Source organism: Vibrio alfacsensis, assembly GCF_019670485.1.
Lineage (GTDB): Bacteria > Pseudomonadota > Gammaproteobacteria > Enterobacterales > Vibrionaceae > Vibrio > Vibrio alfacsensis.
The window spans coordinates 552535-567026 of sequence record NZ_AP024166.1 but is presented as its reverse complement, the minus strand read 5'-3'; the positions used below and the strand labels follow the sequence as shown (position 1 = coordinate 567026).

Below are 14492 nucleotides of genomic sequence, written 5' to 3'. Positions count from 1 at the left end.
AGAGGTCGTTTATTTTATACTGGATGCGCTGGCATTTTTCCACGCTTGGCACGTGAAAAAATTCCCTCAACAACCGTAAGCAGTAGGCCTACCCAGATAAATGCAAATGTCACTGCCTTTACGCTATCAAACAATTCTCCGAAGAACAGAACGGCAAGAATGAATTGTAGGCTAGGCTCAATGTATTGCATGAGACCGACAGATGATAAGCTCGTGATGCGAATTGCTATTGAGTAGAAAATCAAAGGCAGAATAGTCACTGGTGCACTGCCGAGGTACAACAAAAAGGTACCCAGATCGACGGTTGACGATAAGTTTCCGACGGTGACTTGCTTAAACAATAAATACCCACACGCGATCGGTGTCAGTAATAATGCCTCAACAAATAGTGTGGTACTCCAATTGTAATTTATCTTTTTCTTAAACAGGCCATAAAGAGAAAAGAACAATCCCATCGTAAGCGCTACCATTGGCAACTGCCCATATTGAACGACTTGGTATATAACACCTATCGCCGCTAAAAGGATGGCAACGAACTTGCCTTTGGATAATTTGTCACCCAAAACAAACACGCCAAGCGCAACTGAAATCAGCGGACCAATAAAAAAGCCTAGGCTTGCATCAATCACACGGTTGTTAGTTAGAGCCCAAATAAAAGCAACCCATGAGATACACATTAAACTGCTGGCTAAAAATGCATAACCTAGGGACTTTTGATCTTGCCAAATTTCTGCCCAGTTTGGCCAACGACGCGTCATTGCAAAGACCAATAGAATCCCTACCGGTACTGAACCGATAATTCTTAAGGCTAACAGCTCATCCATTGCCGCATTAGGTAAATAACGATAGTAAATTGGCAACAATCCCCAAATAACAAAAGAGAGTGCGGCCATAACGTTTCCGTAACGACTGTTGTTCATATCTAACTCAACATACAAAAAGTGACGCGATTTTATAGAGCGATTTAGTTTTGTAAAGCGCTTTTCATCAAAGTAAAAGCACGCGGCTCTCAGCAAAATTCCCTATAACGCAACGCCTTGAATTACGGCCGTTAAACCACTGACAAAACACAGTGTTAACGCACCAAAACGAATTTTTTCTTTTGGTAAAGACTGTGTTGTTTTGATCGCTAGCCAATAGCCAAGTGCTGCGCTCGGCAACAGAGGAATAGTGATCATCAAGTGATGCAAAGTAAAAAAACCTGCCGGAATTTGGATCACTAACGATATGAGTGAACTGAAGACAAAAAAGGCCGACAGGTTACCGCGTAACTTATTCGCATCTTGATGCTGAAGCAGTAGCGCCATTGGAGGGCCACCGATGGCTGAACTGGTCCCAAATAGCCCAGAGAAAAAGCCAGCAACAGACATTCGACCTGGTGTCGGCTCTATACGAAACGGCAGTGCGCTCACCACGACAGCAAACAACACCAACAGTCCGATCCAAAGTGTCAGCGCTTCTGTGGAAACAAAAAACAACAAGGCCCCACCAGCTATCGAACCCGGCACTCGGCCAATTAAGGCCATTTTTAATCCACCAATTTCAACACTGCTTCTGTGTTTCATGGCATTCATCAATGAGATAAACAATGCAACTAAACAGATCGGTGCAGGCACGTATTCCGGTGCTAGAATGATAAGAAGCGGCGCCGCCACAATTGCTAGGCCAAAACCGATAGCTGTTTGAACATAAGAGCCGAGAAAGATCAGCCCCATCGCAAGCAAATTAGTAGAATCGAATTCCATCGATGTGATTCTTATTGTTAATGTAAAAAAGAAGTGCCCCAATCAGCAAGCATTGAGAGGTAGGCCCTACGTGTGAAATACTCGTAAAATAGAACCACTCACGACAATTGGGAATTTAGTCGATAAGACAAGAGGATATCAGGTCTTTAATCGGCGCATAGGATCAACCAAGCTCACAAAAAACACAATCAAAATGTACTAATAAATGAACCCATCGAGTTCATATTATGAAACTTTCAATTTTAGTTAACATTAGATTGGAAAATTTAACGCACGACCACTACCCCAACCTAGATCTCCGTATTATAATTCTAGTTAAATGTAGAAATTCGCGATGAATAACTCATTAAAAACCACACAATCAGTTTGACAAACCAAAAACAAGAAATATGTCAGACTAAAACACTAGAAAACTAAGAGATTGTATGAAAAAAGAATCTGGTTTTACTTTAATTGAGCTTGTTGTTGTTATTGTCATACTCGGTATTTTAGCGGTGACCGCAGCACCTCGTTTTTTGAACATTCAAGATGACGCCCGCGAAGCCCGCCTAGAGGGCATGAAAGCCGCCATTCAATCAGGCCTTGCGTTGGGTTACAGTAAAATGGCGATAGCGGGGTTGGAAGATCTTCCTTACGTATCAAACAAAAATAGCTACCCTGATAGCGATGGCAGTATCATTGTTCCAAAACAATCGTTACCATTTGATGACTGTGAAAAAGATAGCCCTAAGCAAGAGTGTGTTTTCCGTTGGGGTTACCCGGATACCTATGAGCAAGGGCTGGGAATTCTGATCCCTGACCTAGAACATCAATACTCTGATAGTACTTGGCAAATCAAACTAACAACAGATAAAAAGTACATGGCAATAACCGCCCGCGAAGACAATAATCAAGATGAGAACAAATGCAGCATTTTTTATGCCGCCCCAGAAGACGAAGACTCAAGCTACACCTTAATACTCAATCCATGTAATTAAACAAAAATGGCTGCCAATTGGCAGCCATTTTTGTATCTAATTTTGGATAAAGTGTTAAGTAAAATTAAACACGTACTTGTCCATCATGTTCACCATTCGACCAATCTCTGGCTTAGTAATGGTGTCATTCGCCCCTAATGCCAACGCTTTCGCTCGGTTATCTTCACTCATCAGTGATGAGAACATCAAAATCGGCATCTGACTGTAGGCTTCTGTATCTCGCAATCGCTTAACAAGGTGCATGCCATCCATACGAGGCATTTCTACGTCTGTAACCACAGCATCAAGCAGTTCCTTAATCGGGAGATTCTCTTCCTTGGCAACGTCTATCAAGTTCATTAACTTCTCGTACGCTTCCCCACCATCTTTACAAGTGATCACGTTGTAACCTGCTGATGCCAACGTATCTTGAATCAAAGAGCGGATAAATGCCGAGTCATCCACAACCATGACGGTTTTTGCATTACGCTTACTGACCATACGTTGGTTTAGGTCTACCGATTTATCCCCTTTCACATCGTATTTTTCCATGCTCAACTCAGGGTTGATGTCAGCAATGATCTTTTCAAAGTCGAGGATCATGATTAAGTTGCCATCCTTACGAACCACCGCCACCACACAGTCTTGTTCTCCCGCTTCTAGAAACTGGCTTGGCGATTCCACATCATTCCAAGAAATACGGTGAATACGTGAAATGCTATCGATCAAGAAACCATTGGTCATCTTGTTAAAGTCCGTGACGATAACAAACTTTCGATCTAGATCGCGTCGCGTCGGTACACCTAACCAACCCGCAAGATCCACCAAAGGAGTTAAGACTTCACGAGAAGAAAATACACCAATCATGTGCGGTTGAGCATTGGGATAATCAGTAGTTTCTGGTACACGGATCACCTCGCGGACTTTAGCCACGTTAATGCCGTAATAACATGTTTTTGTACTACCATCTGGTAGTTGTTTTTCTAAATGGAACTCAATGATTTCTAACTCATTTGTGCCACTTTCAGTCAAAATACTACTGGTTACGTTGTTCATAAACCCAATTATCCAAAATACGCATCAATAACGACTGATGCACGCCCGCGGTAAGCAATCCAAAGGCAAAAAATCTAAGTGTCTTGTTGTAATGGCTGTAATGAAATTTGTAAATAAACCAATCGATACGTATCTCACATTTTTATAACAAACGCTAAATTCTTCTGATTTATGAACAAATAATATTCACCAATCCACTAATACTATTCGTCGTGCCTAGGTTAGCGACCACAAGAACAAAAAGTTTAGGAGAATTTAATGGCTTTTAATCACCGTCTCTTGCTGCACACGATGACGCTCTCCATACACGCCCTCTTCTGTTCTCACGCCACAACTGATAATCATCGTTATTTGGTCGCTGTCTCGCAGATCTAATAGTGCTTTTACGCGTTTAGAGTCAAAGCCCTCCATAGGGCATGTGTCGTAGCCTTTATCTCGCATCGCGTACATAAATGTCATCGCCGCCAGTGAAACGCTTTTATGTAGGCACACTCGTACATCCGATTTGCTCACCTCACGTACCATAGGTTTATTGCGCCCTAGCCACTCACTGTAGGCTTTTCGAAACAACCCACGCAAACCAAACTTATCGTTGTTGTAAACCAACGGGATAAGTTTCTCGTAATACTTTAGAGCGCGTTTCGCCGCAGCGTCGTCACGGCCCTCAAAAGCCTGACGCACAGTCTCTGCGTTGCGCTTAGCGCGCTCTTTCCAGTTATGCGTTGTTGCCACAAATACGACCAGCTCATTGGCTGTTTTTGCCGCATTCTGACCCATGCAATATTCTGCAAGCTTGCTTCGCTTCTCAGGTGAAATCACACGATGAAATTCCCACATTTGCATGTTACTGCTGTTTGGGCTGAGCGTCGTTAACTCAAGAGCGTGAGCGACATCATCATGATTAAAATCCGCATTCTCATCATATTTGCGAATGGAGCGACGAGACTGAACGATAGACTCAAAAGAAGACATCATAACTTACCTAAACTATTCAAATAGGCACGATCTTTACTTATTGAAAAGCGTGGCGCAAGCGGTTCCAGCCACGTAGAGCCATTATCGACCGCTATTTCTGCCCAGAATCATTTAATTTGAACACCGTCACTTATAGAAAAGTGATAAACTAATGACAATACACAGTTTCACTCTTTGGGCACACCATCTAGAACAACCCAAAGATCACAGATTGAAGCGAGTCAATGTGTGCAACAGCACAGGCAAGTATAAGCACTTCAATCAATGAATTAAGGTAAACACGTAAAAATGATTAACAACTCAATCCAGTGGTTCCCTGGTCACATGCATAAAGCACAAAAGGAGATTGCCGAAGCGATCCCGCAAATCGATGTGATCATCGAGGTACTTGATGCACGTATTCCATTCAGTAGCGAAAACCCTATGATTTCGAAACTACGTGGTGATAAACCCGTCGTAAAAGTACTGAATAAACGAGACCTAGCTGATCCTGAGCTCACCCAAGTATGGATTGAGCACCTTGAAAAAGAGCAGAATGTAAAAGCAATGGCGATCACAACGTCAGAAACGAGTGAAGTTCACAAAATTATGGAGCTTTGCCGTAAACTCGCACCCCACCGTGAAGAAGTTGGTAAAAACATTCGCACCATGATCATGGGTATTCCAAACGTAGGTAAATCCACGATCATCAATACACTTGCGGGTCGCACTATCGCAGTTACGGGTAACCAACCTGCGGTGACACGTCGTCAGCAACGTATCAATCTACAAAACGGCATTGTTTTATCTGATACTCCAGGGATTTTGTGGCCAAAAGTTGAAAACCCGCACAGTGGCTTCCGCTTGGCAGCGACAGGGGCAGTAAAAGACACGGCAATGGAATACGACGAAGTTGCGTTTTATACAATTGAATACTTAGCGGCTCATTACCCTGAGAAGCTAAAAGCACGCTACCAAATGGAAGAACTTCCTGAATCAGACATCGAAATTATGGAAGAGATCGGTCGTCGTCGTGGCGCATTGCGTGCTGGTGGCCGCGTGGACTTGCACAAAGTATCAGAAATTCTTCTACACGAACTGCGTCAAGGTACGCTTGGTCAAATCACACTAGAATTACCTGATATGGTTTCTCAAGAACTCATTGAAGTAGAGCTCGAAACCGCTCGTAAAGAAGAAGAAAAAGCAAAACGTAAAGAAGAACGTCGTAAGCGTTACCTACGTAATAAACGATAAATTTTGTTTTCTATCTTCCCTGAAGGCGCAGACTATGCGCCTTTTTTATATGCTTAATCCTCATAAATCTTACCTCAACATTTTATAAAAACGCGTGATTATTAGTGGTTTCCTGAAAAATTCGTTTGAGTTTCGCATCACATAGACCTACACATGGTAAGACTCTAAAGACGATATCCAACTCACAAATTCTGAGTTTGCAGGCACGTGCAAAGTTATGCAACGTGACTAATGAAAGCTCTCTCATATCCGGCAATATATACCTGTCAGCGCTGGCGTTTTTCTATATTAACGAAGAGAGTTTATTATGAGTCAACAATTGAAATCGAAACCCCTTCCTTCCTTTATCGAGGAACGCCTAGAATTTTACTTTCAAGATTTAATCGAACCAAATACAAACCAGAAGCACTTGGTTTTAGGACAGCGACCTCAGGCTGACGCAATAGTCATGCAGAGTAATGACTACCTGTCTCTATCTCATAACCAAGATATTCAGCGAGCGCATCGTGATGCCATTTCAAGCCATGATGACAATGTTGTTATGTCCGCAATTTTCCTTCAAGACGAAACCACTAAACCCGCATTTGAACATCAACTTGCCGAGTATGTTGGTATGGAAAGTTGCCTACTTTCTCAATCAGGTTGGGCCGCAAATATTGGTTTGCTACAGACTATCTGCGCTCCTAACAGCCCAGTCTATATTGATTTTTTTGCTCATATGTCTTTATGGGAAGGTATCCGAGCTGCAGGCGCACAAGCCTTTCCTTTCATGCATAACAATATGAACCACTTACGCAAGCAAGTTGAGCGCCATGGACCGGGCGTCATTGTTGTCGACTCGGTATACAGCACAATAGGCACCATCGCCCCTCTTCGCGACATCTACGAAATGGCGCAAGCGTACGATTGTGCAGTCGTTGTTGATGAATCGCATTCTTTAGGGACTCACGGGCCAAATGGGGAGGGATTGGTAAAAGCATTAGGGCTGACAGAGCACGTGGATTTCATTACTGTCAGTTTAGCGAAGACATTTGCTTATCGCGCCGGAGCGATCCTCGGGCCAAAAAAGTTGGCACAAACACTCCCTTTTGTCGCATACCCAGCAATATTCAGTTCAACTGTACTTCCTCAAGAAATCGTACGTCTTGAGAAAACTCTCGAAGTTATTAAAAAATCTGACGATAAACGAAATCAATTGTTTAACCATGCTAAAGCACTTACGACAGGCTTAAAGCAGATAGGTTTTCATATTCGTAGTGAATCCCAGATAGTTGCGTTGGAATGTGGTAATGAACGAAATACAGAGCGTGTTCGAGATTTTCTTGAAGATAATAACGTATTTGGAGCAGTATTCTGCAGACCAGCCACGGGGCGTAATAAAAATATTATCCGTTTTTCACTGAATGCAGACATGACTCCACAAGATATTGATCATGTTCTAACGGTGTGTCAAAAAGCATTTGATCATCCAGAACTCGAATTCGTTTAAGTCATTCTGAACGTATAAATAGAATCAAAAGAACAAAAGAGCTCCGCAAAATGCAGAGCTCTTTAATGATTGTACTCATTCAGACCTGATCTTACGGTTAGATCCAGTTTGCTATCTTGTCGAAGAGCCTATTCTTATCGGCAGGTTTAACGATAAAGTCTGACATGCCGGATGAACCAATTTTGTCTAATGTAATAGATGAACTGTCTCCCGTATGAGCAATAATCGGGATAGTAGAGTAAGCCTTATTGGCACTTCTAATTCGCCTTGACGTTTCGACTCCATCCATAACGGGCATCTCAATATCCATTAAAATCAGGTCTATTTCATTATTGTCGAGAGCATTTAGTGCCTGTTGACCGTCTTCTTTTTGAATAACCTCAAACCCCTGTTTTTCTAACAAAATTGAAGTGAATTTACGTAGGGATTCATTATCATCAACCACCATAATCGTTCTTTTATTTAGAACGTCTAGAGGTTTCGCTGACATTGCCGGTACAACATAATGCGCGTCAAATAGAAGGCGTTCCAGCGTTGTTCGTGTGTTTAATAACCATGCCTGTGTTTCCATCCAAATTGGCTGAAATTCCGTGTTTTGAGAACGTCGTATTGGATGCCTCTCAAATAAAAACGTTAACCTTGCTTCTGTAAACGACAAAAGCGATTCAATCTTATCAAATTGATTTGCTCTAAAGTCGAGACTTTCCATATCAACAAGGACTAAATCAAATTCAAACTCATACTCTTTTTTCTTGAGAACTGAGTTTACGTCGAGAACCTCCAATCCAAAGCCCATTAAACGAGCAGTTTCAGACACTTTGTTTATCAGTATGTCTTGGTCACTGACAAACAACACGGATTTTAACTTCATCAACTCACGTTTAATTTCTTTCACTTCTATCGAAGCGATCGCTGGAAACGTCATGGTAAATTGTGACCATTCTCCAAGCTCAGAAACACATTTGATGTCTCCGCCAAATGAGCGCATCACTTTTTTACAAAAAGGTAGCCCTAATCCGTAGCTGCCCGATTTACCGGTCGTATAAAAGTCTTGGAATATGCTTTGTAATACATCACGAGCGATTCCCGCGCCGTTATCTGTGACCACAATTTGGTTAGTTTCATCATCACTATACATCGAAACATGAATATGAAAATCTTCCGAATTACGGTGATAAAACGCATTTTTGAACAAATTGTAAATCACGTATTTCAATAAAGTATCACTACCAAAAAAATTGAAATCACTGCGTACATCTAATGAAATAGCTAAGCGATCGTTACTCCGTTTGTAACTGAAGCTCTCTATGGCACTTTCCACCACAGCTTGTGCAGAATGCTTTTGAAAAGTGGAACGAGAAACTCTGTTTTCATCAATCGATGTAAGAAGCAAATCAATGGTTTCATTTCCAGAATGAATAATGGCCATTGCGTCATCACTCACTTCTCGCAATAACCGGACATCCTCTTCACTCAGTGTATATTGTTCTTTTCTCTCTTCTTTTAGACTTGGTAAAATCGAACGAATTACGTCAATTGACGTTAATAAACCACTTAGCGGATTTCGCATTTCATGTGCGATTCCAGCACCAAATGACTTCGCGAGTGACACTTTCGCTTCGTGCTCTACCTGATTGCGGAAATAGAATAAATTGCCAAAAAGATAGATGAACAAAAAGATAGGTACGTGCGTCCAATCCATCGTGAGTTCAAGATGGAATCCTTGTGCTATCCAAGCGAAGAATGTTGCAAGTCCAATACCTGCAAACGTCTGAGCGAACATAACCCAAGTAATATGAACGAGCAGAATGTGAAGGAAAATCGCAGACATAAACGACATCACCCATACATTCGACCAGTTGTTCATCAACAACATATAGAAGAAGAAACAAGGCAAGCAGAGCGTGATGGCAACTTGATAATAAGCAGGCAAAAACTTGCGCCATTCAAACGGCACACGGCTACGATAAATAATACCAAAAAACAACATCGAGCAGAGCAAGCGAAGTGGTAGATTTTCGTAGGGTTGAGGGAACATGAATGCCCAAACCACATAGTAAATCGGAAAACCTACAAAGCCCATCCACCCCACGAGAGAGAGGTTCGGTTCTGCATACTGATAAACCTTACGAATCGCTTCCATATATTTGATCTACTAAGCCTAGCTTTAACTGAACGGGTACTTTCTGTACTTATGCTATTTAAATAATTTTTGCTATTTAAATAATTTTGCCATCTAAGTAACCTTAAGTTAGATGGGGTTTTCTAATTATATATTACTAAAAGCGTTTAAGAGTGAGAAAAAAATGAAAACAACTTCGTTATCATTAACATAAAACCAACCAATGCCTTTACGATACCGTTCACCATCGCTGCACGTTCATATACTGACATCACACGCCTCAACTTTTCGTACTGCGACTACGGTTTCTTTTTACAACTTATCAGACGATAGCACATATGCAAACAATAGCATTGCATAATGTCGTGTTTGAGAGATAACGGAAAACTGGTAGGAGGTATGAGCAGATTCTTTAGCTTGTAACTGGCCTAAGGAGAGCACAGATAAAGAGCAACAAACAAGCTGCTCTTTTTGAAAGGGACTATTTGAGACTTTGTTTATGTGTACTAATACAGTTTATGAATAGATAGTGCTTTCTTCAATGCCACTAACCAGTGACTGCGCATTTGACCAACGAAAAACCTTTTCTATTGCTTCTCGACCTTCAGGGGTTTTCCAATGTCGTTCAATGCATTCCTGTCCGCCAATGTGTTTATAGAACTCAATCGCTTGATCGTTCTTTGCCACGACTTCCAGATAAAGTCCCAAATCTTTAAAATACTGTTGTTGCCACTCAGCGACCGCGAGTAATAGCTGCTTACCTATGCCTCGGCCACGATAACTGTCATCGACATGCAGCGCTTCGATGAAGCTCCCTCGCTCAAAATCATGATTGCCAAATACACAAACAAAACCGAGAAGAAGCCCGCCCTCTTCCGCTAATACGATATTTTGATTAAATGGCGGATTGGTCAAACGCGTCTGCCAAATAAGTAGTTTGTCATCGAACGCCTCACTTTCGAGATAAGCATCGCTTAGAATTTCTCGGTAATGACGCTTCCAACTTTCTGCATGTAGGCATGCAATGCGTTCATAATCCTTATATTCCGCTTGTCGTAATTCCATTACGTATTCCTATATTCTTCTATTTATCCTTTTCGCAAGCAACAGCAACATTAATCTCTATATTTAATCAAATTAATGGTAGATATCTTACACATCAAACTGCACTTCACCGTTTAATACTACTCACTTATCAATTAAAAGCAAAATATCCGTCTCACATTCCTTATCTGAAAATGCCTAAATTGTAACAGTTTGCCAACTCGAGTTTGACTTACACGTGTGCGCTGATATTCTGGCGAACAGTTGTTAGCTCAAATTTGGATGCATATTGTGAATCAAACGAAACCACCTCTCATCTGGTTGAATATCTTTATCTTTTCATCCAGTTTTATCCTTACTTTTGTTGTCTTACCTTGGTATGCCTATCACTATGGGTTGGGCTGGGAACACCTAATTTGGGGTGTCATCGCTTTTAGCTTTACCAATCTCTGTATCACTGCGGGGTATCACCGTCTTTGGAGCCATAAAACCTATGAAGCTCATCCTGCTTTACGTCTTATTTTTGCTATCGGCGGGGCATTCTCTCTACAAAACAGCGCAATACACTGGTCGTCTGATCACCGCGTTCACCATAAGCATGTTGATGATAATGACAAAGACCCTTATTCAGCCAAACGTGGGTTCTGGTATTCTCATATTGGTTGGATGCTTCGTGATTACAACAAATCAAGCGAGAATGAATACACCAACTGCCGAGACTTAAAGCGTGACAACATTGCCATGTGGCAGCACAAATATTATGTACCTTTGGCGATCGTAACCAATATTGGTTTTCCTCTTGGGCTTGGCCTGATTTACGGGGATATATTGGGTATGTTCCTTATTGTTGGTGCTGCACGCCTATTCTTAAGCCACCACACAACTTTCTTCATTAACTCACTGGCACATGTTTGGGGTAAGCAAACCTTTACTGACAAAAATACAGCACGTGATAATGGCATTCTGGCTTTCTTTACGTTTGGTGAGGGCTATCATAACTTCCATCACATTTTTGAGAATGACTACCGCAACGGTGTCTATTGGTGGCATTACGATCCAACCAAATGGTTGATCAAAGGTTGTTCATGGTTTGGCTTGACCTCAAAACTGCGCACCACCTCAACGTTTCGTATAGAAAAAGCCCGTGCGACACAACTATTGAAAAAAGCAAAAGAAAAGCTGGAAACCAAGCCAAATAGTCAATCTATCCGTGACCAGTTACAGAGTGAGTTTGATGCGCTCGTGCACCATATGCAAGAGTATTACGAAGCTCGAAAAGAGATCCTAGGGGTGAAAACAGCGACCGTCGTGAAAAAATACGAAAAGTCCATCTCTACGATTAGGTATCAACAAATCAAAGAAGAGTTTGAGCGACAACAACGTAGTTGGAATCTTTTAGTACGCCGCTACGCGTAACGCATAACTTGCGCTTCAATACAAGTTGATCAAAACAAAGGCTCCGTAATTCGGAGCTTTTTTGTACAACAACACCTCTTTAGCGTGATCCAGCTCGAACTATTATTTTTCTCACTTTTTAATCATTTTGCATGATTTTTATTCAGTCAATTGTTCGTATTTTCGTTTCTTTAAACTCAATAAAACCAATACTTAACAGCTAAAAAACGTAATTTACACAATATAATTCAGCACATTTATTTATTAATCTATTATTTGTTTTAGATCATGCTAGTCCTAATTTAGTCTCGTGCCACAGGCAATAATTATGTAAATTCCATGAAACAAACTGACACAGTTTATTTCATTTTTTCATAATTTCGGAGACAACCCTATGTTAGAGCTCTTAATTGGCTTGGTCGTAACCATTGCTGTGGGTTATTTCATCGTCAAAGGCTACAAAGCTGCTGGCGTGTTATTAACCGCAGGTATTGGCTTACTTCTTATGACTGGTATTCTTGGCCATGACGTTCTGCCATCAAAAATAACCTCAACGGGTAATATGGTGACGGACGCGCTAGAGTACGTAAAATACATGCTTCAATACCGCGGCGGTGGTCTAGGTATGCAAATCATGCTGCTTTGTGGCTTTGCGTCTTATATGACACACATTGGCGCAAACAACGTGGTAGTAAAACAGTTCTCTAAACCGCTTTCTGTTATCAAGTCTCCTTATGTCCTTTTGGTAGCGGCTTACATTGTGGCATGTTTGATGTCTCTTGCAGTGAGTTCAGCAACGGGTCTGGGTGTGTTATTGATGGCAACCCTATTCCCTATGATGACCGCGATGGGTATCTCTCGCCCTGCAGCGGTAGCAGTATGTGCATCACCAGCAGCAATCATTCTTTCACCAACTTCTGGCGACGTGGTTATCGCCGCAGAAAAATCAGGCCTTGCATTAGATGTATTCGCAGTTCAAACCGTACTACCAGTTTCCATCAGTGCAATCATCGTGATGGCAGCAGCGGCTTTCTTTTGGAACAAATACCTAGATAAGAAAGACAACACGCCAATGGAAAAAATTGATGTCTCTGAAATCAAAGCCGATGCGCCTGCGTTTTACGCGGTTCTTCCTTTTCTACCAATCATCGGTGTATTCCTATTCAACGGTCGTACCATTCCGGGCCTAACTCTGGATATCTACACGATTGTAGTTGGCTCTATTTTCTTAGGCGCGTTAATTAACTATGTCGTACACAAATTCGACGGTAAGAAAGCGCTTGAGGATCTCGACTCTTGTTATGCAGGTATGGCAGATGCTTTTAAAGGCGTAGTAATGCTACTGGTTGCGGCTGGTGTGTTTGCACAAGGCTTAATGTCTATTGGTGCTATCGACAACCTACTTCACCTAGCGGATAACGCAGGTGCGGGTGGTGTAGCTCTTATGCTTATTCTCACTGGCCTAACTGTTGCAGCGGCTATCGCGACGGGTTCTGGTAACGCACCATTCTATGCGTTCGTAGAACTCGCACCTTCATTAGCAGCTAAGATGGGCCTCAACCCTGCATTTCTTATCATCCCAATGCTACAAGCATCTAACCTAGGTCGTACTATCTCACCAGTATCTGGCGTAATCGTCGCGACTTCTGGTATGGCAAATATCAGCCCGTTTGAAGTAGTGAAACGTACGTCAGTACCAGTACTAGCCGGTCTGATTACCGTGATCGTCGGGACGATGATTCTTGTGCCTATGTCTGCTTAGGGCTTATGTCAGATTAGTTCCTGTGGCAGCTTAGTACACAGATGAAACTCAAAAAAAACGCCAGCGATCATCGCTGGCGTTTCTGTATCCGCTCAAAAACAAACTGTATTAATAACTACGCAGCCGCAGTTTTAAAACGCTCTGGAACTTTGGTAATACTTTGACGGTATGTGAACCACAAGTAGGTTACGGCTAGTGAGAAGAACATGTAAGACAAAGCAAACACAATTGGAGATGTAATCAACTCCGCAGACATTCCCCACATAACGCCCACAACCGTAATCGTCAGTTTAGACAACATGCCACAAATCAATAAAAACAAAGCAAGTTGTGGAAAACGCGAACTACGGAATGCGAAGAAGTAGCAACTACCTACTGCAAGTGAGGCAATAGAAAGGCCGAGCATGAATGAATGGATGTGATCTGCTGACGCGACACCTGCAGAAACAGAAGCCATAAGTAATAGGAACAATTTCATAAATCACCTCACTAGAACTAAAGAAAAGCATCCTTTCATTAATGAAAACTCATTTTGCGCCCTATTTTGCTTATCTATTTAGCAAATACAAGCACAATTTTTGCTCGTTCCCTGTCTGTTTTTCATTTCTGATTTGAGTTATTACAAGCGGTTAACATTATCAAATTTATAAACCCTTTATATCCTGCACTTACAAAAAACGAACTCTATTTCCGTTAGTTTCGTTACAAGAAATTA

12 protein-coding genes are annotated in these 14492 nt (G+C 41.7%); 5 read left to right on the top strand and 7 right to left on the bottom strand.

What is annotated here, in order from left to right; all coding sequences use genetic code 11:
• Window positions 1–14 precede the first annotated feature (14 nt).
• Window positions 15–920 carry an EamA family transporter RarD gene (gene rarD, locus VA249_RS17020; RefSeq protein WP_221071869.1) on the bottom strand — a complete coding sequence of 302 codons (906 nt, stop codon included), beginning with the start codon at window positions 918–920 and terminating at the stop codon, window positions 15–17.
• 102 nt (window positions 921–1022) lie between these two features.
• Complete coding sequence (locus VA249_RS17015) at window positions 1023–1745, bottom strand: sulfite exporter TauE/SafE family protein (protein WP_221071866.1); 723 nt, start codon at window positions 1743–1745, stop codon at window positions 1023–1025.
• A gap of 425 nt (window positions 1746–2170) precedes the next feature.
• Here VA249_RS17015 and VA249_RS17010 point away from each other — a divergent pair, with 425 nt between their 5' ends.
• Window positions 2171–2722 carry a type II secretion system protein gene (locus tag VA249_RS17010; protein ID WP_221071864.1) on the top strand — a complete coding sequence of 184 codons (552 nt, stop codon included), beginning with the start codon at window positions 2171–2173 and terminating at the stop codon, window positions 2720–2722.
• Window positions 2723–2776: 54 nt separating this feature from the next.
• On the opposite strand, the gene VA249_RS17005 is transcribed toward VA249_RS17010, so the two are convergent.
• Window positions 2777–3757 carry a chemotaxis protein gene (locus VA249_RS17005; RefSeq protein ID WP_221071862.1) on the bottom strand — a complete coding sequence of 327 codons (981 nt, stop codon included), beginning with the start codon at window positions 3755–3757 and terminating at the stop codon, window positions 2777–2779.
• A gap of 255 nt (window positions 3758–4012) precedes the next feature.
• Window positions 4013–4732, bottom strand: coding sequence for a nitroreductase family protein (locus tag VA249_RS17000; protein WP_221071860.1), 720 nt, complete (start codon window positions 4730–4732; stop codon window positions 4013–4015).
• 288 nt (window positions 4733–5020) lie between these two features.
• Between VA249_RS17000 and ylqF the strand changes: the two genes are divergently transcribed.
• On the top strand, window positions 5021–5965 hold the full coding sequence (gene ylqF / locus VA249_RS16995) for a ribosome biogenesis GTPase YlqF (RefSeq protein WP_221071858.1): 945 nt from the start codon (window positions 5021–5023) through the stop codon (window positions 5963–5965).
• 307 nt (window positions 5966–6272) lie between these two features.
• A complete protein-coding gene (gene cqsA / locus VA249_RS16990; protein WP_221071847.1) occupies window positions 6273–7454 on the top strand; it encodes an alpha-hydroxyketone-type quorum-sensing autoinducer synthase in 1182 nt (393 codons plus the stop codon).
• A gap of 97 nt (window positions 7455–7551) precedes the next feature.
• On the opposite strand, the gene VA249_RS16985 is transcribed toward cqsA, so the two are convergent.
• A complete protein-coding gene (locus tag VA249_RS16985) occupies window positions 7552–9597 on the bottom strand; it encodes a hybrid sensor histidine kinase/response regulator (protein WP_221071845.1) in 2046 nt (681 codons plus the stop codon).
• Window positions 9598–10092: 495 nt separating this feature from the next.
• Window positions 10093–10641 (bottom strand): GNAT family N-acetyltransferase, encoded by a 549-nt coding sequence (locus tag VA249_RS16980; RefSeq protein ID WP_128812810.1) that lies wholly within the window; start codon window positions 10639–10641, stop codon window positions 10093–10095.
• Between the two features lie 270 nt (window positions 10642–10911).
• Between VA249_RS16980 and VA249_RS16975 the strand changes: the two genes are divergently transcribed.
• Both VA249_RS16975 and dcuC read left to right on the top strand, forming a co-directional pair.
• Window positions 10912–12036, top strand: coding sequence for an acyl-CoA desaturase (locus VA249_RS16975; RefSeq protein WP_221071843.1), 1125 nt, complete (start codon window positions 10912–10914; stop codon window positions 12034–12036).
• Between the two features lie 373 nt (window positions 12037–12409).
• Window positions 12410–13777, top strand: coding sequence for an anaerobic C4-dicarboxylate transporter DcuC (dcuC, locus tag VA249_RS16970; RefSeq protein WP_128812808.1), 1368 nt, complete (start codon window positions 12410–12412; stop codon window positions 13775–13777).
• A 115-nt stretch (window positions 13778–13892) separates the two neighbouring features.
• On the opposite strand, the gene VA249_RS16965 is transcribed toward dcuC, so the two are convergent.
• Window positions 13893–14255, bottom strand: coding sequence for an NADH:ubiquinone oxidoreductase (locus VA249_RS16965; RefSeq protein ID WP_211917476.1), 363 nt, complete (start codon window positions 14253–14255; stop codon window positions 13893–13895).
• Between the last annotated feature and the right edge of the window lie 237 nt (window positions 14256–14492).